General features: G+C 61.7%; 24 protein-coding genes and 1 pseudogene. 10 read left to right on the top strand and 15 right to left on the bottom strand.

What is annotated here, in order from left to right; genetic code table 11:
• Positions 1–24: 24 nt before the first annotated feature.
• Positions 25–1,512: a glycerol kinase GlpK gene (glpK, locus tag HNO52_RS09165; RefSeq protein WP_197568826.1), complete on the bottom strand. Its 1,488-nt coding sequence runs from the start codon at positions 1,510–1,512 to the stop codon at positions 25–27.
• Between the two features lie 150 nt (positions 1,513–1,662).
• Here glpK and HNO52_RS09160 point away from each other — a divergent pair, with 150 nt between their 5' ends.
• The 3 genes from HNO52_RS09160 to HNO52_RS09150 all read left to right on the top strand — a co-directional run bounded on the left by HNO52_RS09160 (position 1,663) and on the right by HNO52_RS09150 (position 5,228).
• A complete protein-coding gene (locus HNO52_RS09160) occupies positions 1,663–2,421 on the top strand; it encodes a DeoR/GlpR family transcriptional regulator (protein WP_197568825.1) in 759 nt (252 codons plus the stop codon).
• Positions 2,422–2,584: 163 nt separating this feature from the next.
• Entirely contained in the window at positions 2,585–4,087 is a 1,503-nt protein-coding gene (glpD, locus tag HNO52_RS09155; RefSeq protein WP_197568824.1) for a glycerol-3-phosphate dehydrogenase, read from the top strand.
• A 70-nt stretch (positions 4,088–4,157) separates the two neighbouring features.
• Positions 4,158–5,228 (top strand): endonuclease/exonuclease/phosphatase family protein, encoded by a 1,071-nt coding sequence (locus HNO52_RS09150; protein WP_197568823.1) that lies wholly within the window; start codon positions 4,158–4,160, stop codon positions 5,226–5,228.
• Positions 5,229–5,239: 11 nt separating this feature from the next.
• Here HNO52_RS09150 and HNO52_RS09145 read toward each other — a convergent pair whose 3' ends face one another.
• Positions 5,240–6,619, bottom strand: coding sequence for a class II fumarate hydratase (locus HNO52_RS09145; protein WP_197568822.1), 1,380 nt, complete (start codon positions 6,617–6,619; stop codon positions 5,240–5,242).
• Positions 6,620–6,886: 267 nt separating this feature from the next.
• Between HNO52_RS09145 and HNO52_RS09140 the strand changes: the two genes are divergently transcribed.
• Complete coding sequence (locus HNO52_RS09140; protein WP_197568821.1) at positions 6,887–7,378, top strand: hypothetical protein; 492 nt, start codon at positions 6,887–6,889, stop codon at positions 7,376–7,378.
• A gap of 13 nt (positions 7,379–7,391) precedes the next feature.
• On the opposite strand, the gene HNO52_RS09135 is transcribed toward HNO52_RS09140, so the two are convergent.
• On the bottom strand, positions 7,392–8,141 hold the full coding sequence (locus HNO52_RS09135) for a helix-turn-helix domain-containing protein (RefSeq protein WP_197568820.1): 750 nt from the start codon (positions 8,139–8,141) through the stop codon (positions 7,392–7,394).
• A gap of 232 nt (positions 8,142–8,373) precedes the next feature.
• Between HNO52_RS09135 and HNO52_RS09130 the strand changes: the two genes are divergently transcribed.
• From HNO52_RS09130 to HNO52_RS09120, 3 genes are all read left to right on the top strand, one after another.
• On the top strand, positions 8,374–9,375 hold the full coding sequence (locus HNO52_RS09130; protein ID WP_197568819.1) for a sensor domain-containing diguanylate cyclase: 1,002 nt from the start codon (positions 8,374–8,376) through the stop codon (positions 9,373–9,375).
• A gap of 120 nt (positions 9,376–9,495) precedes the next feature.
• A complete protein-coding gene (locus HNO52_RS09125; protein WP_332107667.1) occupies positions 9,496–9,867 on the top strand; it encodes a phasin family protein in 372 nt (123 codons plus the stop codon).
• A gap of 137 nt (positions 9,868–10,004) precedes the next feature.
• The gene (locus HNO52_RS09120; RefSeq protein WP_197568818.1) at positions 10,005–10,553 is read left to right on the top strand and encodes a hypothetical protein; all 549 of its coding nucleotides are present in this window, start codon (positions 10,005–10,007) and stop codon (positions 10,551–10,553) included.
• A 7-nt stretch (positions 10,554–10,560) separates the two neighbouring features.
• On the opposite strand, the gene hda is transcribed toward HNO52_RS09120, so the two are convergent.
• Positions 10,561–11,262 carry a DnaA regulatory inactivator Hda gene (gene hda / locus HNO52_RS09115; protein ID WP_197568817.1) on the bottom strand — a complete coding sequence of 234 codons (702 nt, stop codon included), beginning with the start codon at positions 11,260–11,262 and terminating at the stop codon, positions 10,561–10,563.
• Positions 11,259–12,335, bottom strand: a complete 1,077-nt coding sequence (locus tag HNO52_RS09110) for an AI-2E family transporter (protein ID WP_197568816.1) — start codon at positions 12,333–12,335, stop codon at positions 11,259–11,261. The genes hda and HNO52_RS09110 overlap by 4 nt, the downstream gene beginning before the upstream one ends.
• A 157-nt stretch (positions 12,336–12,492) precedes the next feature.
• Here HNO52_RS09110 and purM point away from each other — a divergent pair, with 157 nt between their 5' ends.
• Together purM and purN are read left to right on the top strand one after the other, a co-directional pair.
• A complete protein-coding gene (purM, locus tag HNO52_RS09105) occupies positions 12,493–13,569 on the top strand; it encodes a phosphoribosylformylglycinamidine cyclo-ligase (protein WP_197568815.1) in 1,077 nt (358 codons plus the stop codon).
• On the top strand, positions 13,566–14,294 hold the full coding sequence (purN, locus tag HNO52_RS09100; RefSeq protein WP_197568814.1) for a phosphoribosylglycinamide formyltransferase: 729 nt from the start codon (positions 13,566–13,568) through the stop codon (positions 14,292–14,294). The genes purM and purN overlap by 4 nt, the downstream gene beginning before the upstream one ends.
• Before the next feature lie 144 nt (positions 14,295–14,438).
• Here the strand turns inward: purN and dcd are convergent, their stop codons facing one another.
• The 5 genes from dcd to HNO52_RS09075 all read right to left on the bottom strand — a co-directional run bounded on the left by dcd (position 14,439) and on the right by HNO52_RS09075 (position 18,355).
• Positions 14,439–15,005: a dCTP deaminase gene (dcd, locus tag HNO52_RS09095; protein ID WP_197568813.1), complete on the bottom strand. Its 567-nt coding sequence runs from the start codon at positions 15,003–15,005 to the stop codon at positions 14,439–14,441.
• A 90-nt stretch (positions 15,006–15,095) separates the two neighbouring features.
• The gene (gene apbC / locus HNO52_RS09090; RefSeq protein ID WP_269476082.1) at positions 15,096–15,902 is read right to left on the bottom strand and encodes an iron-sulfur cluster carrier protein ApbC; all 807 of its coding nucleotides are present in this window, start codon (positions 15,900–15,902) and stop codon (positions 15,096–15,098) included.
• A gap of 135 nt (positions 15,903–16,037) precedes the next feature.
• Complete coding sequence (locus tag HNO52_RS09085) at positions 16,038–17,330, bottom strand: coiled-coil domain-containing protein (RefSeq protein ID WP_197568812.1); 1,293 nt, start codon at positions 17,328–17,330, stop codon at positions 16,038–16,040.
• A 141-nt stretch (positions 17,331–17,471) separates the two neighbouring features.
• Positions 17,472–17,888, bottom strand: coding sequence for a hypothetical protein (locus HNO52_RS09080; protein ID WP_197568811.1), 417 nt, complete (start codon positions 17,886–17,888; stop codon positions 17,472–17,474).
• A gap of 254 nt (positions 17,889–18,142) precedes the next feature.
• Positions 18,143–18,355 carry a hypothetical protein gene (locus tag HNO52_RS09075; RefSeq protein WP_197568810.1) on the bottom strand — a complete coding sequence of 71 codons (213 nt, stop codon included), beginning with the start codon at positions 18,353–18,355 and terminating at the stop codon, positions 18,143–18,145.
• 37 nt (positions 18,356–18,392) lie between these two features.
• Between HNO52_RS09075 and HNO52_RS09070 the strand changes: the two genes are divergently transcribed.
• The gene (locus HNO52_RS09070) at positions 18,393–19,316 is read left to right on the top strand and encodes a YihY/virulence factor BrkB family protein (protein ID WP_197568809.1); all 924 of its coding nucleotides are present in this window, start codon (positions 18,393–18,395) and stop codon (positions 19,314–19,316) included.
• Positions 19,317–19,323: 7 nt separating this feature from the next.
• Here HNO52_RS09070 and HNO52_RS09065 read toward each other — a convergent pair whose 3' ends face one another.
• The 5 genes and pseudogenes from HNO52_RS09065 to HNO52_RS09045 all read right to left on the bottom strand — a co-directional run bounded on the left by HNO52_RS09065 (position 19,324) and on the right by HNO52_RS09045 (position 23,126).
• The gene (locus HNO52_RS09065) at positions 19,324–19,542 is read right to left on the bottom strand and encodes a lipopolysaccharide assembly protein LapA domain-containing protein (protein ID WP_197568808.1); all 219 of its coding nucleotides are present in this window, start codon (positions 19,540–19,542) and stop codon (positions 19,324–19,326) included.
• 220 nt (positions 19,543–19,762) lie between these two features.
• Positions 19,763–19,985 (bottom strand): annotated as a pseudogene (locus tag HNO52_RS09060) (urea ABC transporter permease subunit UrtC); the annotation flags it as partial.
• A 170-nt stretch (positions 19,986–20,155) separates the two neighbouring features.
• Complete coding sequence (locus HNO52_RS09055; RefSeq protein ID WP_197568807.1) at positions 20,156–21,688, bottom strand: tripartite tricarboxylate transporter permease; 1,533 nt, start codon at positions 21,686–21,688, stop codon at positions 20,156–20,158.
• Positions 21,688–22,140, bottom strand: a complete 453-nt coding sequence (locus HNO52_RS09050; RefSeq protein WP_197568806.1) for a tripartite tricarboxylate transporter TctB family protein — start codon at positions 22,138–22,140, stop codon at positions 21,688–21,690. The genes HNO52_RS09055 and HNO52_RS09050 overlap by 1 nt, the downstream gene beginning before the upstream one ends.
• Complete coding sequence (locus tag HNO52_RS09045; RefSeq protein WP_197568805.1) at positions 22,140–23,126, bottom strand: Bug family tripartite tricarboxylate transporter substrate binding protein; 987 nt, start codon at positions 23,124–23,126, stop codon at positions 22,140–22,142. The genes HNO52_RS09050 and HNO52_RS09045 overlap by 1 nt, the downstream gene beginning before the upstream one ends.
• Positions 23,127–23,128: the final 2 nt, after the last annotated feature.

Raw genomic sequence — 23,128 nt, 5'->3', positions numbered from 1 at the left:
CGATATCGCTGCTTTTTGCAAGCTTCAGACAGTGCTTTTTACACGCTCCACCGCTTCGAGCCAGCCCCCATAAAGTCGCTCGCGCTCGGTTTCCGGCATGCTGGGTGAGAACGTTCTCTCACAGCGCCAGAGTTCGGCAATCTCCTCCAGATCCCGGTACCAGCCGAAACGAAGCCCCGCCATGTAGGCGGCACCCAGCGCCGTCGTCTCGAGCACCGTAGGACGGTCGACCTGCACCCCCAGCATATCGGCCAGGAACTGCACCAGCCACGAGTTGGCCGCCATGCCGCCATCGACGCGCAGCGTGCCCGGAGGCACTCCCATGTCGTCGCTCATGCAGGCCTGCAGGTCGCGAGTCTGATAGCACACCGCCTGCAACCCGGCGGCGACGATCTCGGCGATACCGGTGTCCCGGGTCAAGCCGAAGATAGCCCCGCGGGCCTTGGGATCCCAGTGCGGCGCCCCCAGCCCGGTGAAGGCGGGTACCAGGTAGACGCTGTGGCCGTCACGAGTCTGTTTGGCCAAGGCTTCGGTCTCGGCCGCATCCTTGAACAGCTTGAGGCCATCACGCAGCCACTGCACGGCCGCACCGGCCACGAAAATGCTCCCCTCCATGGCATAAGTGGTCTTGCCACCCAGCCGATACGCCACGGTAGTCAGTAGTCGGTTGTGCGATGTCGCCGGCTTGTCGCCGGTATTGACGATCATGAAGCAACCGGTGCCGTAGGTGCTCTTGCCCATGCCCGGCTCGAAGCAGGCCTGCCCTACCAGCGCGGCCTGCTGATCGCCAACTATGCTACCAATGGGCAGTTCGGCCCCCAGCCACCGGGCTTGCGCGGTACCGAAGTCATCGCTGCTGTCGCGCACTTCAGGCAGCAAGCCGCGAGGGATGCCGAAGAGAGCGAGCAGTTCCTCGTCCCACTGCTGGCTATGGATGTTGAACAGCATAGTGCGCGAGGCATTGGTGGCGTCGGTGGCATGAACGCGGCCACCCGTCAATTGCCATAGCAGATAGCTGTCCACCGTGCCGAAGGCGAGTTCGCCACGCTCGGCACGCTCCCTGGCCCCTTCCACGTTGTCCAGCAGCCAGGCCAGCTTGGTCGCGGAGAAGTAGGGATCGATCAGCAGTCCGGTGCGCGTCTGTACGAGTTCACCGTGCCCCGCATCGCGCATTTGCTGGCACAGATCGGCGGTTCGCCGGTCCTGCCAGACGATGGCATTGTAGAGTGGGCGCCCCGTCGCTCGATCCCATAGTAGAGCGGTCTCGCGCTGGTTGGTGATGCCGATACCGGCAAGGGCATCGAGCGCAATGCCCGACGCCTCCACCACTTCGCGACATGTGGTCAACACCGTGTCCCAGATATCCTGCGGATCATGCTCGACCCAGCCATCACGCGGGAAGTGCTGGGGAAACTCCCTCTGCGCAACGTGAAGCACATGGCCGCCACGGTCGAAAAGAATGGCGCGTGAACTGGTGGTGCCCTGATCGATCGCGAGTAGATAGTCGGCCATGTTGCGTCCCGTCGTTGTATGTTCGTTTATGATCACCAAGAGTACTCGAGTATGTTCGCAATGCTTTACGACTTTCGTAGAACAAGACTCTGATCATCTGCCGACAGCGCGCCGAATCGCTTACACTCGCGTGATCGAAAGGGAGCCGACATGAACCAGCAACAACGACAAGATGCCATCGTTGATCTGGTACGCCGCCAGGGCTACGCCAGCATCGAGCAGTTGACCGAGCACTTCTCGGTCACCCCTCAGACCATACGTCGCGACCTCAACGCGCTGTCGGAAGATGGCATGATTCGCCGCGTGCATGGCGGGGCGGGGCTCGAATCCAGCACCGTCAATACCGCCTACAGCACGCGCAAGAACCTCAATCTCGACGCCAAACGGCGCATCGCCACCCTGGTCGCCAGGCACATCCCCGATCACGCCTCGCTGTTCATCAACATCGGCACCAGTAACGAAGTGGTGGCGGAAGCCCTGCTCGACCATCAGGGTCTCGAGGTCATCACCAACAACCTCAATGTGGCAGCGATTCTCCAGCACAAGGAGGACTTCAACGTCATCATTGCCGGCGGCCAGGTTCGCTCGCGGGATGGCGGTATCATCGGAGAGGCGACGATCGACTTCATCAATCAGTTCAAGGTGGACTTCGGCATCATCGGCATCAGCGGCATCGACGAGGATGGCTCGCTGCTGGAGTTCGACTATCAGGAAGCGCGCGTCGCCCAAGCCATCATCCACAACTCTCGCCAGGTCTACCTGACCGCCGACCACTCGAAGTTCCATCGCAACCCCGTCGTACGCCAGGGCAACATCGCTCAATTGGACGCCCTGTTCACCGACCGCCAGCCTCCCGAGCGCATCGTCCATCTCATGCAGGTCAACGAGGTCGCCCTGCATATCGCCTGAACGATAAACGATAGGCCGAACCGCCCTGCCGACACCCAGCTGTCGGCTTTGTTTTCTGCAGGCTCTTGATGTTCGCTTTCGATTGATCTATGTTCGTTTTCAAACATCAGCGGTTGCATCGGTTCCATTCCCGCGGGACCGTAAGTTCGGAGCCTTACCTTCCATGGCGCAGACGTCTCGCAAGATCCTCGACATGTTCATTATCGGCGGCGGCATCAACGGTACCGGCATCGCCAACGATGCCGCCGGCCGCGGACTGACGGTCGGCCTGTGCGAACAAGGCGACCTGGCCGGCGCCACATCGTCGGCGAGCAGCAAGCTGATCCACGGCGGTCTGCGCTATCTCGAACACCACGAGTTCCGCCTCGTTGGAGAAGCCCTGCGCGAGCGTGAGGTTCTGCTGCACAAGGCCCCGCACATCATCTGGCCGCTTCGCTTCATCCTGCCGCACCGTTCACACTTGCGCCCGGCCTGGATGATCCGTGCCGGGCTGTTCCTCTACGACCACCTGGGCAAGCGCAAGAAGCTGCCCGGCTCACGCGGCGTTCGCTTCGCCGACGACTCGCCGCTGAAGCCCGAGATGATGCGCGGTTTCGAATATTCGGATTGCTGGGTCGACGACGCCCGGCTGGTAGTCCTCAACGCCCTGCAAGCACGTGAAAACGGTGCGGAAATCCTTGTGCGCACGCGCTGCACCGGTGCTCGGGAAGAGAAAGGGACCTGGCGCATCGAACTCGAGGACGTGCGAACCGGCGAGCGCTTCGAGCGCCATGCGCGAAACTTGGTCAATGCCGCGGGGCCCTGGGTCGAGCAAGTGGTACGCGAGCAGGCGGCACGCACTTCGCTCTACTCCATCCGCATGATCCAGGGCAGCCATATCGTCGTACCGCGTCTCAACGCCGATGATCGCGCCTATATCCTGCAGAACAGCGACCGCCGCATCGTCTTCGTCCTGCCCTACGAGGACGACTTCAGTCTGGTCGGCACGACGGATCGACGCTATCGGGGCGATCCGACCCAGGTCATCATCAATGAGGAGGAAATCGACTACCTGCTCGGCGTGGTCAACGAACACTTTCGTCGCCAACTCGACCGCCGCGACGTCATCACGAGCTTCTCTGGCGTACGCCCACTATGCGACGACGAATCGGCCGACCCTTCTGCCATGACCCGCGATTACACCCTGGCCCTGGACGACAGCGGAGCCCCGCTACTTTCTGTATTCGGCGGAAAGATAACCACCTACCGCAAGCTGGCGGAAGCCGCGCTGAAGCTGCTGACCCCGTCACTGCCCGGCATGGGGCCGAGCTGGACCGCCGACGCCACCTTGCCGGGAGGCGATATCGTCAGCCAGGCGCACTTCATGGCATCCCTGCTTCACGATTATCCCTGGCTCGGCGAGGAGCGTGCGCGCCGCTTCGCCCGTAGCTACGGCAGTCTGTGCCTGCGCTTTCTCGAGAATGCCAAGAGTCCTGACGACCTGGGGCAAGATTTTGGCGCCGGTTTCACCGCCGCCGAGGCCGACTATCTCATCGACCATGAATGGGCGCTCAGCGCCGAGGACATCCTGTGGCGGCGCACCAAACTTGGCCTGCGCCTGACACCGCGACAGGTTGAAGCGCTGAAACAACACACCGAAAAGCACCGACACGGACTAGCTGCATGAGGCTTCGATCACTTAAGCTCTGAGAGGAGGATACAGCCAATACCGGCCAGCTCAAACCGGGGACACCTGCATGGCCCTCTATTCGCTCGTACTCGGAGCCATGGTGGCACTGCTTCTCGCTGCCACGCTGCTAGCCAAGCTGCCGCTTCGCTGGTGGTGGATACGGGCCTGTGAATTCCCCCGGTTGCAGCTGGCCTACGCAGCCGTACTCACGGCTCTGCTGTCACTTCCGCTCGAACCACCCTGGCGCTGGGCACTACTCGGCACGAGCCTTCTCGTGGTGGCCCTGCAGGCTCGCTTCATCTTGCCCTGGACCCGCTTGTGGCCAGTCCAGGTACAGAGCGCCGACCCCGGTCAGCAGGAACGCTGCATCACGTTGCTGATCGCCAACGTGCTGACCCCCAACCGCCAGGCCAGCCGACTCATCGAGATCATCCGACGGCACGACCCGGACGTCGTGTTGACCCTGGAGTCGGACGACTGGTGGCAGGAGCGCCTCGATCAGGCGCTCGAGGAAAACTGGCCCAACAGCGTCAAGATCCCATTGGACAACCTCTACGGCATGCACCTCTACTCACGGCTGCCGTTGGACAATACCCGTGTCGAATGGCTGATACAGGAAGACATTCCCTCGATCCATACCGATGTGAAGCTGGAGACCGGCGACAGGCTGACGCTGCACGCTCTGCATCCCCGGCCTCCTGCGCCCAACGAGAGCGAAGAGTCGTTATGGCGCGATGCCGAGCTGCTGCTGGTCGGCAAGGAAATCCATCGCAACCCAAAGCCCACCGTGGTCGCCGGTGACCTCAACGACGTGGCCTGGTCGCGCACCACCCGCCTGTTCTGTCGTATCAGCGGCATGCTCGACCCCCGTCGGGGGCGAGGAAGGTACAGTACTTTCCACGCCCGCTACCCGCTGCTGCGCTGGCCCCTGGATCATATCTTCACCAGCGAACACTTCACCTTGAAGAAGCTGGAACGACTGCCCGGCTTCGGCTCGGATCACTTTCCGATCCTGGCCACGCTCTGCTTTCGGCCTTCACGAAGCGACGAACACGAAAATCCCGAGGCAGATGGTGACGAACGGGCGTGGGCGCGGCAGACGATCCGCGAAGCTCGACGTCGCGAGCAGGAGCCATGAGAAAGTGCCTTTCACTCCGGAATGCCGCCATAGGTCAGTTGCAGCGGGTCGAGCAGACGTTCGAGCTCCTCACGACTCAGATCGGTCTGCTCCTCGGCCACTTCGATGATCGGTCGTCCGGCCTGATAGGCCTGTTTGGCAATGGCCGCGGCCGCGTTGTAGCCGATCACGCCGTTCAATGCCGTCACCAGGATGGGGTTGCGCGCCAGCGGTTCGGCAAGGCTGTCCTCGCGCACGCGGAAGCTCGCAATGGCACGCTCCCCGAGTAACCGCGCCGTATTTGCCATCAGTCCGATCGACGTCAGCAGATTGTTGGCAATCAAGGGCAGCATCACATTGAGCTGGAAGTTCCCGCTCTGCCCCGCCACCGTGATTGCCGCGTCCAGACCGATCACCTGGGCGGCGGCCTGGGCGGCAGACTCGGGTATCACCGGGTTGACCTTTCCCGGCATGATCGAGCTTCCGGGCTGAAGCGCCTCCAGCTCGATCTCGCCCAGCCCGGCCAAGGGCCCGGAATTCATCCAGCGCAAATCGTTGGCTATCTTCATGATTACGCATGCCAAGCCCTTGAGCTGCCCGGACAGCTCCACGGCGGCATCCTGGGACCCCAGGCTGGCAAAGAAACTGTCGTTGGGGCTGAGTGAGAGGCCGGTCTGTTCACTGAGTTCGCGCGCCATGCATTCGGCGAATTCAGGATGAGCATTGATACCGGTACCCACCGCCGTGCCACCCTGTGCCAGCCTTGCGATGCGCAGCATGGCGCTGTCGATGCGTTCGATCGCCTGGCCGACCTGGCTCGACCAGCCACCCAGCTCCTGGCCCAGTCGTAGCGGCATCGCGTCCATCAGATGAGTGCGCCCGGTCTTGACCACTCTGTCCAGCTCCAGAGCACGCTCGTCGATAGTCGTGCGCAGCTGTACCATTGCGGGACGCAGCCGGGAGGTCACCTCCAGCGCGGCGGAAAGGTGGATGGCGGTGGGGATGACGTCGTTGCTCGACTGCCCCATGTTGACATGGTCATTGGGGCCGACCTGCCGCTCATCCTGGCTGGCGAGATGAGCAATGACTTCGTTGACGTTCATGTTGCTCGAGGTACCCGAGCCGGTCTGGAATACGTCCACCGGGAACTGATCGTCATGTTTGCCCTCGATGATCGCCTGGGCGGCCGCGATGATGGCCTCGGCCCGCTCCCCATCGAGCAAACCGAGATCCCGGTTTACCTTGGCTGCGGCCAGCTTGATGCGGGCGATGGCATGGATGAACGCTGCCGGCAACGGTTGGCCCGAGACCGGAAAGTTCTCCACGGCGCGCTGGGTCTGGGCACCATAGAGCGCCGAAGCCGGCACCCGAAGCTCGCCCATGCTGTCGCGCTCGATACGATGTTCGCTCATGTCATTCCCTCGCTTGTCGATCCTTACCTCACCATGGCGCCAAGCCCTGCCTCATGCAAGGCATGGGCATGCCGCAACGCTTCGGCAAGTGCCTGGGCAGACGTTGATAGTTATCAAACTTCGCCAACATGTCGGCATTATCGTAGTGGAACATGATAACTGTCGTTGCAGCGCAGAAGCCCCCTTCCCTAAGATCGCTTTGCCTACCCACCCAGGCAACACCGATATCGAACCAACCCGAATAGAACAAAGCGGACGTTACCATTCATGGACAAGACTCAATCCCTGCTTCTGCTGCCATACGAGCAACTCACCCTCGCCAACGCGCACGAAGCGGCAGAACTTCAGCGCTATCGCCGCTTGACGCTCAGCTTTCTGCCGCAAGCTCCCCAGACCAGTCGCCTGATGGCCACCTTGGGCCTGCAGTGCGAGAAACGCCTTGAGCTGCTGCGCCAGGCAGCCAGGTGCCTGGAACTCGAAGCATGTATCAAGGAAACGCCGGTATGTGCACCGAGCTTTGCCTGGGCCCAGCGGCATTTCTTCGTCGTCGATGACTTCATGGGCGACCAGGTCATCGAGCAGGCAGTACGCGCTGCAGTGGAGTCGAAGAATTTCTTCGAATGGCTGTTGAATACCAACGCCACCCCCGAATTGCATCAGCCGCTAGTGAACTTCGTCGAGGAGAAGGAAGGTGAGTGCAGGGTCTTGCTCGAATTCTGGGAGCAGCGCCGAGTCAGCGTGATGAATCAGCGAGCCTGAATCAGACTGCTTGTTAAAGCTTCTTCTGCCTGCCGGTAGAAGAAGCCAACCGTTCGAGTCGAGCGATGTCGAGAAGTTGATACTCACGCCCATGCACGCGGAGCAGTCGTCGGTTCTGGTAGGCCGCAAGCGTTCTGCCGACGGTTTCCTGGGTGAGCCCTAGGTAACTGCCGATATCGTTGCGCGACATGGGCAAGCGAAAGTGCGAAGACGAATAACCGCGGCGATGAAAGCAAGCCGATACGGCCAGCAGAAAATATGCCAGGCGCGCCTCGGCCGTGCGACACAGCAACTGATGCAGGCTCAACCGTTCTTCATGCATGGCTCGGCTGATACTGCGCTGAAGATGTCGGCGTAGCCTGGGCATCCTCTGTGTCAGTGCCTCGAACTGATCGAAAGGCAGCTTGCACAGCGTTGCGGTTTCGAGCGCGCTGACGGTTCCCGGGTAACGCCCCAGGCCGATGGCGTCGCAGCCGATGATATCCCCGGGCAGCCAGAGTGCGGTCAGCAGATTCTCGGCTCCCTCGACAGCCGTCTCCTGCTTGAGGCAGCCGGTGCGTACGGCATAGAGGCTGTCGAACGGCGCCTCCTGGACGCAGAGCACTTCCCGCTTTTCCAAGCGGATGGGTGGAAAGACGAGGTCATCCAGAAGCGCTGTCTCGTCGGGCGACAATCCTTGTGGAACGCACAGGGCCTTGAGATAGCACGACAGGCATTCGGCGGCCTTCGTCGCGCCATGTACGTCTCTGCCATGGCTCGGCATAGTGCGTCACTCCTGTCCATGGATCGTACAGACAGTATAGAAGTGCGTCACTCCACTGCAGTTTGAGTTCCATCATGCTTCGAACAGGGTGAGCTAGAACCCCACCCACCAATGTCATGATGAAAACCATGCTGCACGAAGAATGGCTGCGTCCTAGTGTTAATGCTGCAGTGCCGCAGGCTCAGCGTTACCTCTGGGACAAAGAGGAACGCCACTAAAGGGAACTCTAGCCATGCATCAGACCCCCTGGATGACGTCTGACATTCTCAGCCGGCTCAATGCCAACGCTGGCATGCTGTTGGTGCGCAGCCTCTGGGAATATTGCCCCGAACACATGTTCATTGTCCGCGTCGAGGGGCCCACTGACTTCGTGATCGAAGCCATGAATCCGACGCGCCAAGCCATGCTCGGAAATGACACCGTTGCCATCGGCAAGCGCATCGAACAGTTGCTTCCGCCCCCCATGTGCCATGCTGTGATCGCCAACCTGAACCGCTGTGTCGCGTGTAACAGCCCCATTCGCTACGAAGAGGAAGGAGGGTACATCGACCACAACGGGATCTGCCAGCAGGGGCACTGGCAGACACTGCTAGTGCCGATCACCAACCAGGAGGGTTACGTTACTCATATATTCGGCGTATCCCGCGACATTTCGCAATTGCCTGAGCGCCCTGTTGGAGCTCACCCCGACAGCAAGGAATTCGAGCGGCGAGTGCATGAGCGCACGGCAGCACTCGTCGCCGCCAACGAGCATCTGACTCACCTGGCGACACATGACTCTCTGACCGATCTCTACAATCGCCGCTATTTGCTGGAATTGGCCGAGCTGGAACTTCGCCGCGCCTCTCGCTACGAACAGTCCCTTTGCCTGATGATGCTCGATATCGATCATTTCAAGGAAATCAATGACTCCGAGGGCCACCTCTCGGGCGACGAAGCCCTGCGTCGGGTCGCCCATACTATCCTGGCCACGGTCCGGGAATGCGACCTGGTAGGCCGCTATGGCGGCGACGAGTTCATCATCCTGATGCCGGAAACCACGGCTGACGGGGCACGGGAGATCGCTGAACGCCTGCGGCGAACATTGACCCAGGCGTCCTCCTTTACGATCAGTATCGGAATCACCAGCCTGGAACCTACCGACCACTTCGTCGTCGATCTGATTCATCGTGCCGATAGCCTCTTGCTGCAAGCCAAGCGTAATGGTCGCAATCGCATCGAATATGCTGCCTGACAGAAAGCGACAGAGGCTTACGGAACTAATATTGCAGCGCAACAACAACTCTGCTATGTTGCAATGCAGCAGGACGGATTGCCGTTCGTTATCTATCGCGAACCCGGAGGTTCACAGGAAATGATGAAGACATTCAGCTTCGACACCAAACCGTTCGAAGCCATGCTTGTCGGCCCGGCTCGCGCCTATGCCGCTCTGAGCATCGAATATACCGAGAAGCTGCTCGCCACGCAGTTTGACACCGCCAAGGCATATGCGGACACCGGTCTAGCCCAGGCCCGCGAGCTACTCGAAATTCGCGATGCCGATGGCCTGCGCAGCTACGTCGAAGGGCAGCAGAAATTCGCCAAGGACATGAACGAGCGCTTCAAGGGCGATGCCGAGAAGGTCGTCTCCCTGAACCAGGACTTCTTCCAGCAGAGCCAGAAGCTCGCGGAGAGCAGCCTGAATCAGGCGCAGCAGGCCACTGCCAGCCAAACTGCCAAAGCCTGACGCAGCTAGCACGTCCCGCCTCCAGAAAAGGCCCACCGAGCATGATTCGGTGGGCCTTTTCTTCGTTGGCCTGTCATCCTGCTGTCCCCATCGTTTATGCTCGATGCGTACGGGCATGGCAATGAGGACGCAACCGAATGAAAGCATGGATACCCATAGCCCTGTTGGGCCTGTTTCTTGCCGGCTGCCAGATGATGGAGCCCGGCCCGCCTCCCGAGCGCATCGAAGTCATCGAGATCGGCGAGCCGCAACGTCCCGATAGCGAACGTCCCGACGCTCAGCCCCCTGCACCGGAGCGTATTGCTCGACAAGTGGCTTTCCCGGTCGAAGAATATGCCACACTACCGAAAACCGGCAGCGCAGCCATTACCGGCCGGCTCAGCCTGAACGGCAGACCGGGCGCCGGTGAAACCGTTTCCGTCGCCCCCGTCACCACCTACTCGGCCGAAGCCGCCGAGCATGCGCTGGCTGGGCGTGCAGTCGAGCCTGCCGACCCTCGGGCACGCGAGTACACCCACACCACACGTACCGACGGCAACGGCAACTTTACCCTGCAAGGCCTTCCAGGCGGGGAGTTCTACGTCTCGGGCATCGCGGTCAACCCCGCCAATGGCCAGCGCCAGGTGGTACTGCGCCAAGTTTCGCTGCGTAACGGTCAGCGCCTCGAGGTCAACCTGAGCCGTTGACTTCGGGTTACCAGCCCAGCGCTTGCTTGACGAAGGGAATGGTCAGTTTGCGCTGGGCGGTAAGCGAAGCGCGATCGAGAACGGACAGCGCCTCGAACAGCTCGTCGAGACGCCGCGGGCCGCGATGCAGAATGTAGCGCGCCACTTCATCGGGAAGCTGGATCCCACGCACCCGGGCACGAAGCTGCAGGGCCTGGAGCCGCTCGCCATCGTTGAGCTGCTGCAGATGGAAGGTCACGCCCCAGGTCAGGCGTGAGGCCAGATCGGGAAGCTTTACCGGTAACTGGCGGGGCGCCACTGCGCCGGACACCACCAGCCGCTTGCCGGCATCGCGCAGGCGATTGAAGGCATGGAAGAGCCCCTCCTCCCAACGCCGCCGCCCGACGACGCTGTCTACGTCGTCGATGGCCACCAGGTCGAGACGCTCGGCATCCTCGAGCATCAAGGGAGGAAAATGGCCGAGATCCTCCAGCGGCAGGTAGAGCGCCCGCAAGTCGCGATCCGAGGCCGCATGGCAAGCCGCCTGCAGCAGGTGGCTACGACCACTCCCGGACGCTCCCCACACGTACAGGAACGGTTCACCGTCAGCATCGAGCTGGCGTGAGAGGTGTTCCACCAGGCTGGCGTTGGCTGCCGGCAGGAAGCTGTCGAAAGTCGCATCGTCGCGTAGCCCCACCCCCAGCGGAAGTTGCGCAGGCGCTCGGCTCATGGGGAATCCTCGTTGCGACGCTCATGCGTTGCGTCGTCGTACAGGCTGCTGCGCCTGTAGCGTTCGTGGAGTTCACGCAAGAGTACCATGATCACCGCGGCTACCGGCAGCGCCAGCAGGACCCCGGTGAAGCCGAACAGGTTGCCGCCAGCGAGCACGGCGAAGATGACCGACACCGGATGAAGCCCGATACGGTCCCCCAGCAACTTGGGCTGCAGCACTGTGCTCTCTAGCACTTGGCCAATGGCAAACACAGTGACCACGCCAAGCAGTGCGAGCCAGGTGCCGAACTGGAAGAATGCCACCAGCAGCGCCACGCTGATGCCGACGATGAAGCCCAGGAACGGCACGATGCTGGCCAGCCCGGCAACCATACCGATCAACAGACCAAAGCGAACCCCGACGAGTGTCAATCCAAGGGAGTAGATGATGCCCAGCGACAGCATCACGAGCAGCTGTCCACGCAGGAAAGCCGAAAGCACTTCATCACAGCGTCGGCTAAGGCGTACCACATCCGGCTCCCAGCGACGCGGCAGCATTGCTCGCAGATTGGCCAGCATGTGATCCCAGTCGAGCAACATGTAGAAGCCCACCACGGGAATCAACGCCACGTAAGTCACCCAGGCCAGGAACGCTGCACTGGAACGGCCGATCTGTCCCAGAAACGGGGCCAGGTATCCGCCAGCATCCTGCCAGTGCTCGGCCAGCGCCTGTTGCATAGCTTCGATGTCCGAGGCCATGTCGAGTCCCGTCCACTCGCGTATTTGTGGCGCGAGCGTCATCTCGACCCAGATGAAAATGCCGGGAATCATCTGGTCGAACTGACGGATCTGCTGCAGCAGCAAGGGAATCAGTACCAGCAATGCCAGTACCAGCAGCAGAGTCAATATCAAGAACACCCCACAAACCGAGAGCAGGCGGGACAGGCCCAGACGTTCCAGGCGATCGGCCAAGGGATCGGTGAGATATGCCAGGATCATACCCGCGATGAACGGCATCAATATCGCTTCCAGGCTGAAGAGCAGCCAAACCACCGCCACCGCTCCCGCCAGCAACCACCACTCTTTGCGCATCACACCTCCCTGCGTTAGTAGTCCACGGCGATGCGAGCCGTGTTTCGTGATGCTACAATTCCGGCCCAATCTTGCCCACTGCTGCGCCCATCAGGCGACGCGTTGCCTGGCGACAGCCAACAAACCACTCACTGCGTTTCTTCCTACAGGACAGGCCATGACCGATTCCACCTCTCCCGACAATGCCAAGGCTTCGCTGAGCTACAAGGATGCCGGTGTTGACATCGATGCCGGCAATGCCCTGGTCGATCGCATCAAGGGCGTCGCGAAGCGTACCATGCGCCCCGAGGTGATGGGTGGACTGGGTGGCTTCGGCGCCCTGTGCCAGCTGCCATCAGGCTACCGCGAACCGGTACTGGTCTCCGGCACCGACGGCGTGGGCACCAAGCTGCGCCTGGCCATGGATCTGGGTCGTCATGACACCATCGGCATCGACCTGGTCGCCATGTGCGTCAACGACCTGGTCGTCGCCGGCGCCGAACCGTTGTTCTTTCTCGACTACTATGCCACGGGCAAGCTCGATGTGGACATTGCCGCCGACGTGGTGGCCGGAATCGGTGAAGGCTGCGAGCGGGCCGGCTGCGCGCTGGTCGGCGGTGAAACCGCCGAAATGCCCGGCATGTACGAGGGCAGCGACTATGACCTGGCCGGCTTCTGCGTAGGCGTGGTGGAGAAGTCAGAAATCCTCGACGGCAGCAAGGTCGGTGAAGGCGACGTGCTGCTGGGCATCGCCTCCACCGGGGCACACTCCAACGGTTACTCGCTGATCCGCAAGATCCTCGAGGTCAGCGGCGCTTCGCTGGATACCGCCATCGACGGCCAGCCCCTCGGCGATGCCCTGCTCGCACCCACGCGCATCTACGTCAAGCCGCTGCTGTCCTTGATCAAGGAGAGCGGTGTCGCGGTGCATGCCCTGTCACATATTACCGGTGGCGGGCTGCTGGAAAACGTGCCTCGGGTGTTGCCGAAAACGCTCGCTGCCCGCATCGATGCAAAGAGCTGGTCCCGTCCGGCGCTGTTCGACTGGCTGCAGGAGCAGGGCAACGTGGCCGAGCACGAAATGTATCGCGTGCTGAACTGCGGCATCGGCATGGTCGTCGCCGTGCCTGCCGACCAGGCCGACCAGGCCCGCGCTCACCTGCAGGCACAGGGCGAAACGGTCTATCGCATCGGCGATATCGTTGCACGCGGCGAAGACGAGGAAGCGGTGCAACTGGAGAACCTCGAGGCATGAGCGAGTCATCCGTCAGCGACACCCTCAACGGCTTCACCCCCGAGCCAAACGTCGCGCGCCGGGTGGTGGTACTGATCTCCGGCAACGGCAGCAACCTGCAGGCGCTGATCGACGAGCAGACCCACGAACGGCTAGGCGGCGAGATCGTTGCGGTGATCTCCAACGTGGCGGATGCTTACGGCTTGCAGCGCGCGCGAGATGCCGGCATTGATGCGGTAGTGCTGCCCCACGGCGAGTACGACAGCCGTGAGGCCTACGACGGCGCACTGATCAAGGTGATCGAACGCCACGAGCCCGACCTCGTGGTGCTCGCCGGTTTCATGCGCATCCTCAGCTCACGCTTCGTGCAACGCTTCCACGGCCGCATGCTCAACATACACCCCTCCCTGCTACCCGCCTATCGTGGCCTCAATACCCACGCCAAGGCGTTGGCAGATGGCGTGGCCGAGCATGGCTGCAGCGTACACTTCGTCACCGAGGAACTCGACGGCGGTCCAGTGGCGATCCAGGCCGTAGTGGAGGTGAGCGATGGCGAAACCGAAGCCAGCCTCAAGGAGAAAGTGCACGCCCGCGAGCACCTGATCTACCCCATCGCCGTCAAGTGGTTCCTGGAGGGGCGTCTGCGTCTCGAGGGAGAAATTGCCACATTCGACGGCATGCCGCTTCCCCCACAAGGCATGCGAATGTCACACGCCGACGCCGCCGAAGAGCTCGACGAGGAATAGTTGAAAGCTGGCGATTAATGTCGCGAGCGATGACAGGCTGATTGCCGCCGGAGCGCAAAAACCGGAGTGTAGCCTGCTACATGAGGATTTTGAGCACCGCCGGCGGTCAGGATGTCGAGCGCAGCAATAAATCGGCGCTTTCTCTCAGGTACGGGGCAAGGTGACCCCCCTCTGCCCCATATACTTGCCGCCGCGATCCTTGTAGGAAGTGTCGCAGACCTCATCCGACTCCAGGAAAAGCATCTGCGCCACGCCTTCGTTGGCGTAGATCTTGGCCGGCAGGTTGGTAGTGTTGGAGAACTCCAGGGTCACGTGCCCCTCCCACTCCGGCTCCAACGGCGTGACGTTGACGATGATACCGCAGCGAGCGTAGGTCGACTTGCCAAGGCAGATGGTCAGCACGCTGCGCGGAATGCGGAAGTATTCCACGGTGCGCGCCAAGGCAAAGGAGTTCGGTGGAATGACGCAGATGTCACCCTTGATATCAACGAAGCTCTTCTCGTCGAACGCCTTGGGGTCGACCACCGCGGAGTGAATGTTGGTGAACACCTTGAACTCATCGGCGCAGCGGACATCGTAGCCGTAGCTGGAGGTCCCGTAGGAGATCACCCGCTGATCGTTCACGTAACGCACTTGGTCGGCTTCGAAGGGTTCGATCATACCTTCCCGCTCGGCCATGCGGCGGATCCAACTGTCGGGCTTGATGCTCATGGGACGTCCTGAAATGATGTGCCGAAAAAACAAGTAGGGCCGCTATCATAGCGGCCCTCGTGGCGGGCGTCACTGGCCCCGCGCAATGGTTCAATCGCTGAAGCTGATGCTCGGTCCTTCGCCTGACTCCTGGCCCTCGAGTTCTTCGGCAATCTGCCGCGCCATGGCGCGGAAAGTACCGGTCACCTCTCCCTCCGGCTCGGCGACCACCGTTGGCCGCCCTCCGTCCACCTGCTCGCGGATTGACAGTGCCAACGGCAGCCGGCCCAGCACGCGCGTATCGTACTCCTCGGCAATCCGTTCGCCGCCACCTTCGCCGAAGATCGGCTCGGCCTGGCCGCAATTGGAGCATACGTGCAAGCTCATGTTTTCCACCACGCCCAGCACCGGCACGTTCACCTTGCGAAACATCTCGATACCCTTGCGGGCATCGAGCAGCGCGATGTCCTGCGGCGTGGTGACTATCACCGCACCGTCCACCGGCACCTTCTGCGCCAGGGTCAGCTGAATGTCACCGGTGCCTGGAGGCATGTCGATGAAAAGCACGTCGAGATCCTGCCATGCCGTCTGGGTTAGCAGCTGCTGGAAGGCACCCGCGACCATCGGCCCGCGCCACACCATGGGCTCGCGCGTGTCGACCATGAAGGCCATCGACATGGCCTGCAAGCCATGCATTTCCAGCGGCCGAAACTTGTTCTCACCGGCCTGCTGGGGTCTTACGCCTTCCGGCACACCCAACATCTGAGCCTGGCTGGGGCCATGAATGTCGGCATCGAGTATGCCCACACGATAGCCCTCGGCCGCCATGGCCAACGCCAGGTTGACGGTCACCGTGGACTTGCCGACCCCGCCCTTGCCGGAGGCCACCGCCACGATATGCTTGACCCCTTCGATCACATTCCGCTCCTTGTGCTGAGAATTGTCGCGTTACTCTAGGGTAGCTTGAACGAGCGCAGTATAGCGCGCCGTTTCCTGATGGCCGGAATGGTCTGCGACGGGCCGAAGCCCGCCGCCGACATGAACCTTGCCAATTCAGCTCTCCTCGGCCGCTGCGCGCCCCTCGGCCTCCTCGTTTTCCGCATCGCTCTCCTGGGCCTGCCCCCCATTCTGCGGCTGGGAACGCTGCTGCTCCTGGGCCTGGCCCTGCTGCTCCTGGGCCTGGCCCTGCTGCTCCTGGGCCTGGCCTTGCTGCTCCCGGGCCTGGCCTTGCTGCTCCCGGGCCTGGCCCTGCTGCTCCTGGGCCTGGCCTTGCTGCTCCCGGGCCTGGCCTTGCTGCTCCCGGGCCTGGCCTTGCTGCTCCTGGGTCTGGCCCTGACTTGTGTTGCCCCCTTCCGCGCTATCCAGCTCCAGCTCGGACAGGGTGTCCCGCCATTCGGCGAGCTGTGCTTCGAGACGCTGCAGCTGCTGCCGACGACGCTCGACTTGCTCTTCGACCTGGCGCAGTTCGTCGCGCCCCGCGTCGATGGCATTGGTTACCTCGTCACGCTCCTGACGGATCGACTCCAGCTCGGTCATGGCACTGTCACGCTGATCGCGAAGGGTACCCATTTCGCTCTCGATCTCGCTGCGCAAGGTTTCCATCGCCTCGATGTCGTTCTCGAGTGCTTCAAGGGTCTGTTCGCGTTCGTCGATTGCTGCGTTCAAGGAATTCAGGCGCTCCTCGGCGGCGTCCGCCTTCTCGCGCAGGTCGCTCAGTTCCGACTGAACCCGCTCGCGTTCCGCTTCGGCTTGCTGGCGCGCCTCTTCGGCCTGCTGACGTTCCTCCTCGAGGGTCTGACGCGCGGATTCGGCTTCCTGGCGTGCCTGCTCCGCCGACTGTCGCGCCTCCTCCGCTTCGACACGGGCTTGGTCCACTTGCTGGTACTCTTCGCGCAGCGCCGTTACGGTCTCCTCGATCTCGGTCTGCTCATTGCGGCGCGCCTCGAGATCGCTCTCCAGCGAGGACTGCTGCTCCTGCAGCTGGCTGAGACGCTCCTCGGCCTGCTGTGCCTCACCCTCGAGACGCTCTATCTCGCTACGAGCCGCTTGCTGTTCGTCATGCAGGGCCGCTTCGATCGATTGCCGCTCCTCTTCGAGTTCGGCCAGGCGTGCCTCCATCGACTCGATATCTTCACCGGCCTGGTTGCGTTCATTGAGTTCCGCGAGCAGATCCTGGTGCTCACCTTCGATCGCAGCCAGTTGTTCTTCGAGCGCCTCGCTGCGGTCGCGGTGGTCACCGGCGCTGTTATGAGCAAAGATTGCCCAGATGATAGCGAGCACAGCCACGGCCACCAGGGCCAGGACGCGTTTATCCTTGTAGAGTGGGCTTTCGGGTGTCTCCGACATGGGCTAGACCCTCCAGATGGTCCTTTTCAGTTTTCTTTTACCGCTCGTTCTTCAGCATACATAGCCATACCTGCGGGCGAAAGAAAGCGCCAGCCCTTTGGCTCAGCCGCGCACAATGCAGCGAAATGGGAGCTATCTCGCTCAACCCGTGGCAACTCGCCAATGAGAAAACCAGGGTGAGCCATGTATTTCGACACCCAATGAGCGCAACCAGCGTGCCACGACCAGATTCGACTGGTGAATGATGGAATACGCTCGTGGATAAGGGATGAACTCGAGCCCGAACTCGTCGCTCGGAACCGGCTCGACATCGGCTCGTTCGAAGTACCTATCGAGACGTCGCCGCAGGGCCAGGACGCGCCCCGCCTCGACCTGGAACGGGTAGACATCGGTCAGCCCCTCCGGTGCCAGCCGATGAAACTGCTCGAGTGAGTCGATGCCGGGATACACGCCTCGCCCCAGTCCTGACTTGGTGGGCCATAGCATGGCCATGGCTCCTGCCGGTAGATGGCGGCGTCCCTCTACGTACCAGCGCCATTCGCCGTAGCTGTAGCGCACCACGCCTCCTTCCTCGCGTGGCAACACCAAGCTGGAGTGACGACCATGATCAAGCAGATAGACAGCGACAGGCCTAGTGAGCGAATCAGGTTCGGGAGGCACGACATGGCTAACACAGCCAGCCAGCAGAAGCACACTCGACCCGGCTCCCAGCCAGCGTAACCGGCAGCATCGATTGTCCATGTCCTGCCTCCCCAAGTCCCGCTGGCGGGACACACGTCCAGCGAACGCTGGTTCGGAAAGCACTACGTGGGTTAACGCAACCCCAGCATTGACAGGATAAACAGCACCACCACGATCAAGCCAATGATATAGATGATATTGCGCATACAGCTCTCCTTGCTGTTCAGTTCGGAAGTTCGACCCGGCACACCAGGCACCGTCAGCCCCAGTGTAGCGGACCTGCACGAAGCATCCAGCGTCGTGACAGGCTTGTAGCCGCCGGCCGGCACGAATACCTTGATCAACAGGAACCTCAAAACGGCACAAGGAGTGACCCTTACCATGTCTCGAGACCACAGGTCGCAGCGGGCGATGTTCGTGCTGATCCCGCGAGTTGGCGCTTTCCTGTGGCGAGTCCTGTCTGCCTTCCTGCGCAATCGCGGCATTCTGCTCGCCGGTGGCGTCGGCTACAACATTCTGCTCTCCATCGTGCCGCTGTTCGCCCTGCTGGGCGTGTTGCTGACTCAGGTCGTCGACGAGGCAGTGCTGCTGGAGGTACTCTCCATTCAGGTCACACACCTCGCTCCCGCCCATGCCGAGGGCTTGATGGAAGCCGTGCGCACACTGCTCTCCTCACGCGATGTGATCGGGTTGTTCGGCATACTCACGTTGCTGATCTTCAGTTCCTTCGTCTTTCGCATGCTGGAAGATGCCTTGGCGATCATCTTCCACACTCCCGAGGCCCATCCCAAGCGCAGGATCTGGGTCTCCGTGTTGCTCCCCTATCTATTCATGCTGGTGCTGGGCGCAGGATTGCTGGCACTCACCCTCATGGTGGCCCTGGCCGAGGCGATCGGTGCCCTGTGGCAAGTCGTAGCCGGACGCGACATGCCCCTGGCAGGCCTCTCCGAACCACTCCTCAACCTGTTCAGCTTCATCGGTGTCTTCCTGCTCTTCAGTGCAATCTATAAGGTACTGCCAGTCGTCAAGATCGCGTTGAAGAGAGCACTCATAGGCGGTTTCGTCGCGGCGTTGCTGTGGGAAGGCGTGCGTTTCCTGCTGATGTTCTACTTTCTCAATGTGTCGCTGGTAAACGTGGTCTACGGTTCGCTGGCCACGCTGATCGTGGTCCTGCTGACGCTGGAAGTCGGTGCCATGATCGTGCTGCTCGGTGCCCAGGTGATCGCCGAACTCGAATACAACGCCCGCCGCGGCCTGCCCTGGTACGTCGACCCGCGGCACGAAGCGGTAACCCATGTGGAGTGATCCGGCCTCAGTGACGGGAGCGACGGTTGCGCAGGCGGTTCAGGAGATGAAACAGAGCCTTGCCACTGATCATGCCCAGCACATAGATCACCAGCAACAGCAGCGCCAACGGCAGTTCCGTACTCCAAACCAGGAAGCGCACCTCGACCAATGCGATGTTCTGCACGAAAAGAATCGCGACCAGCAGTGTGACGAGGATTTTTACCGCCAGCAGTAGCGTGTCCATGCGCTCTCCCATTCTTGTTGGCTCCTTTCAAGCTGGGTGGCGACGTGTTGTCTGTCAACCTCAGCTAATGCGTCAATAATGCCACACGCCCAGCCAGGCCGGGCGTGTCATCGGTCGCGCTGCCTCAGCCAAAGGCGAATAGAGCCCCCGCTGTCGCGATCGCTACGCCCAGGGCGCGCACGATACGGTTATCGCGCTGGATGAGAAACCCGCCAGCCGAACTGCTGAAATTGAAAAAGGCCATGAACTCCGGCAGTTCCCGATTGCCATATCCGGCGAATCGCCGGATATATCACATCAAATACATGCCCTATGACGTAGCCACACAGGGCGAAGAAGGCGCCATGACCCAGTCAGAGAATATCGAGGTACCCCCACACCAGATCTACCGCCACCGCCAACAGCGCATAGCTCAGGTAGTTGCCGAATAAGTTAACGGTATAACGAAGCAGTTTCACGCTTACGACGCACCGCCGGGGTGCAGTAGCCGGTGCAGCCGCACCACGCAGCAACGGCACGACTCCCTGACTGCACGGCCTTGGCGTTCTCCTTATAACGCATCGGGGGCGCCGATCGCTCGGCGCCCCCGATGGAGGGACTGGCAACTCCCGGATCAGTCGCCTTCTGGATTGCCAGCGGTCGCCGCCGCGTCCACTTTCATGCGACGCCGCAGAATCGGTCCGACGATGTAGGGCAGTATCAGCCCCACGCCGGCGAACGCCCACAGTCCGATGGCCAGGCCGCTGCCCCACAGTACGGTCCAGTCGCCGTCGGAGATGTCCATCGCGTGGCTCAGGTTCTTCTCCATCTCAGGCCCCAGCAGCAAGCCGAGAATGACCGGTACCAGCGGGATATCGAGCTTGCGCAGCACGTAGCCGGCAATACCGAAGGCCACCATGAAGTAGAGATCGAAGGTGGTGTTGCTGATCGAGTAGATGCCGACGAAGGCGATCATCGTCACGCACGGCAGCAGGTACATCGGCGGCACCGATAGCAGCTTGACGAAGATGCCCACCAAGGGAATGTTGAGTATCAGCAGCAGGAAGTTGCCGATCAGCAGCGCCGCGATCACGCCCCAGACGATATCGGCATTCTGGGTGAACATCAGCGGACCGGGAGTGATGTTGAGCGAGATCAACAGCGCCAGTAGCACCGCGGTGGTGCCGCTACCCGGCACACCCAGCGTCAGCATGGGCACCAGGGCGCCGCTCGAGGCACCGTTGTTGCCCGCCTCGGGACCGGCCACGCCACGGGGGTCGCCCTGGCCGAAGAAGCCCTTCTTGCCCACCACCTTTTTCTCGAGGGTGTAACCGATGAAGCTCCCCAGCGATGCCCCGGCACCGGGCAGCACGCCGGCGATGAAACCGAGGATACCGCCGCGTATGCTCGACGGCATAATGTTGCGAATGTCGGCCCAACTCAGCTTGAGCTTGTTGACGACCATCTTCTTCTTTCCTCCGCCGGCACGCTCCTCGATGAAGAAGAGCAGCTCCGAGATAGCGAACAGACCGACGATGGCGATAATGAAGTCGATACCCTCGTAGAGTTCCAGGGTACCAAAGGTATACCGCTGCACGCCGGTGGAGTCGATGCCCACGGTAGCTACCATCAGGCCCAGGCAGGCCGCCACCACCGTCTTGACGGGGTTCTTGCCGGTAATGCCGCCCAGGGTGGCGAACGCCAGCAAAAACAGTGCGAAATACTCGGCCGGTCCGAAGGTCAGGGCGAAGCGCGCCAGCACCGGAGCCAGCAAGATCAGGCCCACGGTGGCAACCAGGCTGCCGATGAAGGAAGCGATGGCGGAGATCGCCAGCGCTTCGGCGGCTTTGCCCTGCTGAGCCATGGGATAGCCGTCGAGGCAGGTCATCATGGCCGGCTCGTCACCAGGGATATTCAACAGGATCGAGGAGATCCGCCCGCCATACATGGCCCCGGCATAGACCGCCGTGAGCATGATCAAGGCGGTTTCCGGGGCAAGCCCCAACGAGAACGCCAGCGGGATCAGGATCGCCACCCCGTTGGCCGGCCCCAAGCCCGGCAGCGCGCCGATCAGGGTGCCGAGGAAGGCCCCCAACAGGGCGAACATCAGGTTATGCGGGGCGAGAGCCACCCCGAAGCCATCGATCAGAAAGCCGAGGGTTTCCATCAGCTCACCTCCAGAAACGAGAGCAGGCCCAGCGGCAGCGCAAGGTCGAGGGCGAAGTTGAACAGCAGGAACACAACCACACCCGCTACCGCCCCGACCAGGTAAGCGCGCAGCGGCTCGGCCCCCATGCGCCAGCATAGGGTGCCGACGGCCAGCGTGGTGCTGATGATGAAGCCGAGCGGCTCGAGCAGCATGGCGTAGAACACCAGCACGACCACGGCGATGATCAGTTCAACCCCGGTGCGGCTCCAGGGCCAGGCATGATCCGGGTCGGGCCGCACGATCAGGTAGAGGCTCGACAGCCCCAGCACCACGGCCAGCAGCGTAGGAAAGGTATCGGGTCCGATCGCCTCGGACCCACCGAACGGTTCGGGAAACTGGCTGGCGCCCCAGCCGTACGCGACGGCCAGGGCAATCAGCAGAACCCCGAAAATGCGGTCGTTGCATGTCATTACTGAATCAGCCCGATATCCTTGGAAAGCGTCTCGATGTCCTCGATCTGCTCGGTAACGAAGGTTTCGAACTCACCGGCGCTCATGTGGAATGGCATCAGCCCGTTATTCGTCATGATCTCCTGCCACTCCTGACTCTCGTAGATGGTATCCATGGCGTCGACCCAGTACTGCTTGGCCTCGTCGGAGATATCCGCCGGCATATAGAAGCCGCGCCAGTTGGGGCCGACCACATCGATGCCCTGCTCCTTGGCGGTGGGAATGTCCGAGAAGTCACCCGGCAGGCGCTCATCGGACAGTACTGCCAGCACGCGCAGATCGCCCGATTCCAGGAAACCCTGTGCCTCGCTGATGTCGCCAGTGAAGGCATCCACATGCCCGCCAACGACCTGAGTCATGGCCTCACCGCCGTTGTTGTACGAGAGATAGGCAATACGCGGCAGCTCCTCGACGCCCGCAGCATCCGCCGCGATCAATACCTTGAGGTGATCCCAGCCACCCTTGGCGCTGCCACCGGCGAACTTGACGCTACGCGTATCTTCCTTGAGCGCCTCCATCAGCTCGGGCAGGTCGTCGTACTCGGAATCGGCAGCCACGGCGATGACGCCATAGTCGGCACCCAGCGCCCCGATCCAGTTGACCATGTCAGCGGTCATGCCCGGAAACTGGCCTTGCGCCAGGCGGGTAGTGGTGGCGGTGGATGCGGCGACCAGCAGCTGTTCGTCACCGGCGCGCTTGGACACGGTATGGGCGAAGGCAACGCCACCGCCGGCACCTGCCATATTGACGGTCTGTACGCTGCGCGGAACGATTTCCAGCTCCTCCATGACGTTACCCACGCTGCGGCAGGTGAAATCCCAACCGCCGCCAGGGTCGGCCGGGGCGAGACACTCCACTTTCCCCTGTGGCTCGAAGGCCATGGCGCTGCCTGCGCTCAATGTGAAAGCGGCAATGGCGATGAGTTTGAACGACGTTTTCGTGGACATTG

This window comes from Halomonas sp. MCCC 1A13316 (assembly GCF_014931605.1).
Lineage (GTDB): Bacteria > Pseudomonadota > Gammaproteobacteria > Pseudomonadales > Halomonadaceae > Halomonas.
The sequence above is the reverse complement of the archived record's forward strand: the minus strand, read 5'-3'. Positions and strand labels throughout refer to the sequence as shown.

Excerpts from the sequence above, each read along its gene's own strand:
- glpK (WP_197568826.1), bottom strand. The coding sequence starts at position 1,512 with ATGGCCGACTATCTACTCGCGATCGATCAGGGCACCACCAGTTCACGC.
- HNO52_RS09160 (WP_197568825.1), top strand. The coding sequence starts at position 1,663 with ATGAACCAGCAACAACGACAAGATGCCATCGTTGATCTGGTACGCCGC.
- glpD (WP_197568824.1), top strand. The coding sequence starts at position 2,585 with ATGGCGCAGACGTCTCGCAAGATCCTCGACATGTTCATTATCGGCGGC.
- HNO52_RS09150 (WP_197568823.1), top strand. The coding sequence starts at position 4,158 with ATGGCCCTCTATTCGCTCGTACTCGGAGCCATGGTGGCACTGCTTCTC.
- HNO52_RS09145 (WP_197568822.1), bottom strand. The coding sequence starts at position 6,619 with ATGAGCGAACATCGTATCGAGCGCGACAGCATGGGCGAGCTTCGGGTG.
- HNO52_RS09140 (WP_197568821.1), top strand. The coding sequence starts at position 6,887 with ATGGACAAGACTCAATCCCTGCTTCTGCTGCCATACGAGCAACTCACC.
- HNO52_RS09135 (WP_197568820.1), bottom strand. The coding sequence starts at position 8,141 with ATGCCGAGCCATGGCAGAGACGTACATGGCGCGACGAAGGCCGCCGAA.
- HNO52_RS09130 (WP_197568819.1), top strand. The coding sequence starts at position 8,374 with ATGCATCAGACCCCCTGGATGACGTCTGACATTCTCAGCCGGCTCAAT.
- HNO52_RS09125 (WP_332107667.1), top strand. The coding sequence starts at position 9,496 with ATGATGAAGACATTCAGCTTCGACACCAAACCGTTCGAAGCCATGCTT.
- HNO52_RS09120 (WP_197568818.1), top strand. The coding sequence starts at position 10,005 with ATGAAAGCATGGATACCCATAGCCCTGTTGGGCCTGTTTCTTGCCGGC.
- hda (WP_197568817.1), bottom strand. The coding sequence starts at position 11,262 with ATGAGCCGAGCGCCTGCGCAACTTCCGCTGGGGGTGGGGCTACGCGAC.
- HNO52_RS09110 (WP_197568816.1), bottom strand. The coding sequence starts at position 12,335 with ATGCGCAAAGAGTGGTGGTTGCTGGCGGGAGCGGTGGCGGTGGTTTGG.
- purM (WP_197568815.1), top strand. The coding sequence starts at position 12,493 with ATGACCGATTCCACCTCTCCCGACAATGCCAAGGCTTCGCTGAGCTAC.
- purN (WP_197568814.1), top strand. The coding sequence starts at position 13,566 with ATGAGCGAGTCATCCGTCAGCGACACCCTCAACGGCTTCACCCCCGAG.
- dcd (WP_197568813.1), bottom strand. The coding sequence starts at position 15,005 with ATGAGCATCAAGCCCGACAGTTGGATCCGCCGCATGGCCGAGCGGGAA.
- HNO52_RS09085 (WP_197568812.1), bottom strand. The coding sequence starts at position 17,330 with ATGTCGGAGACACCCGAAAGCCCACTCTACAAGGATAAACGCGTCCTG.
- HNO52_RS09070 (WP_197568809.1), top strand. The coding sequence starts at position 18,393 with ATGTCTCGAGACCACAGGTCGCAGCGGGCGATGTTCGTGCTGATCCCG.
- HNO52_RS09065 (WP_197568808.1), bottom strand. The coding sequence starts at position 19,542 with ATGGACACGCTACTGCTGGCGGTAAAAATCCTCGTCACACTGCTGGTC.
- HNO52_RS09055 (WP_197568807.1), bottom strand. The coding sequence starts at position 21,688 with ATGGAAACCCTCGGCTTTCTGATCGATGGCTTCGGGGTGGCTCTCGCC.
- HNO52_RS09050 (WP_197568806.1), bottom strand. The coding sequence starts at position 22,140 with ATGACATGCAACGACCGCATTTTCGGGGTTCTGCTGATTGCCCTGGCC.
- HNO52_RS09045 (WP_197568805.1), bottom strand. The coding sequence starts at position 23,126 with ATGTCCACGAAAACGTCGTTCAAACTCATCGCCATTGCCGCTTTCACA.